General features: G+C 66.5%; 1 protein-coding gene and 1 pseudogene. One reads left to right on the top strand and one right to left on the bottom strand.

Annotation, left to right across the window (positions count from 1 at the left end):
• Positions 1-303 precede the first annotated feature (303 nt).
• Entirely contained in the window at positions 304-1,194 is an 891-nt protein-coding gene (locus tag B3D39_RS19955) for a LysR substrate-binding domain-containing protein (protein ID WP_274961727.1), read from the top strand.
• On the opposite strand, the pseudogene B3D39_RS19950 reads toward B3D39_RS19955, so the two are convergent.
• A pseudogene (locus tag B3D39_RS19950) lies at positions 1,191-1,443 on the bottom strand (alcohol dehydrogenase); the annotation flags it as partial. The gene B3D39_RS19955 and the pseudogene B3D39_RS19950 overlap by 4 nt on opposite strands.

The raw sequence follows: 1,443 nt of genomic DNA, 5'->3' as shown, positions 1-1,443 counted from the left end.
AGGCCTCGATCACGCGCGGCTGCAGCTTGTCCTGCGCATAAGCACGGGCCGCATCGCGCAGCATCCGTTCGTCTTCGCTCAGCTGGGTTTCCAGACGCAGCGCGTCGTCCCAAGTGAACTTGCCCAGATCGGGGGCATCCTTGGCTTTGAGCGTGGGGCGGTCGGTCATGGCGGGTCCTCGGGGTCACGTGTCTGTCGCGTCGGACTCTAGGCATCGGGGCGCGCAGCGCAAACGATTAAATTTGCGAAGATGATGAGTTTTGCGCATGATCTAGAGAACCACAGCGGAGCACCCTCGCGACCATGCGCAAGAGCTACACCCCGACGATCAACGAGCTGCAGGCCTTCGCCGCCTGTGCGCGCCTCGGCACGACGACGCGGGCGGCCGCGGAGTTGAACCTGACGCAATCGGCGGTGTCGCGCTCGCTCGGGACGTTGGAAGAGCGACTGGGCGTGGCGCTGTTCGACCGGGTGCGCAAGCGACTGTCTCTGTCGCCTGCGGGTCAGGTTTTTCTGGCGCAGGCAGAGGAAATTCTGGGCCAGATCGACCGGGCTGCGATGGGGGCGATGGCTTTCGGAGGCGCGCGGGCGGTGCTGCGCATGGCGGTATTGCCGAGCTTTGCGCGCTCGTGGCTGATCCCGCGGCTGGCAGGGTTCGAGGCCGCGCAGCCGGAGGTGAGCCTCGATCTGAGCGCGCGGCTCTTGCCTGTGGAGTTCGAGCATGAGCCCTTCGATCTCGCGATCATGCGCTCAAGGCATGAACCGGCAGGGGCCGAGGTCGAGAATCTGGTGGCGGAGGAGTTGATCGTCGTGGCCGCGCCGAGCCTGATGGCGGGGCGTGCGGCGCTGGAGGACGATGCGCTACTGGCCCTGCCGTTGTTGCAGCAATCGACGCGCCCGACGCTCTGGCTCGACTGGTTTCGCGAAAGCGGGCGCGATGCGCGGCATATCCTGCGCGGCGCGCGGTTCGATCATTTCGACATGATCCTCGATGCGGCGAGCGCGGGGATGGGGTTGGGGCTGGTGCCCGCGATCATCGCCGAAGGGGCGCTGGCCTCGGGGCGGCTGGTGCAGGCGACGCCGCGCCAGTTTGCCACCGGCGAGAATTACGCGCTGATCCTGCCCGAGCGTGCGCGGGAGGCGCCGCATGTCAGCGCCTTCCGCGATTGGTTGCGGGCCGAGATCGGCGCTTAGTCGAAGACGATGACCTGCCGGATCGCCTCGCCCGCCGCGAGCCGCTCGAAACCTTCGTTGATGTCTTCGAGCTTGAGGCGATGGGTCATCAGATCGGGGATCGGAAGTTGCCCCTGCACCATCATCTGCGCGAAGCGCGGAATGTCGCGGACCGGCACGCAGGAGCCCATGTAAGAGCCTTTCAGCGCGTGCTCATTCGCGGTCAGCGACACGGCCGGGATTTTGAACTCCGCCTGCGGGTTCGGCAGG

Origin of the sequence: Thioclava sp. UBA3469 (assembly GCF_002378135.1) — a bacterium.
GTDB lineage: Bacteria > Pseudomonadota > Alphaproteobacteria > Rhodobacterales > Rhodobacteraceae > Thioclava > Thioclava sediminum.
Note: the sequence above shows the minus strand (reverse complement) of the source record. Positions and strands in the feature narration are given on the sequence as shown.

What these genes read in the sequence shown, in the direction of transcription:
- B3D39_RS19955 (WP_274961727.1), top strand. Translation starts at nt 304, where the DNA reads ATGCGCAAGAGCTACACCCCGACGATCAACGAGCTGCAGGCCTTCGCC.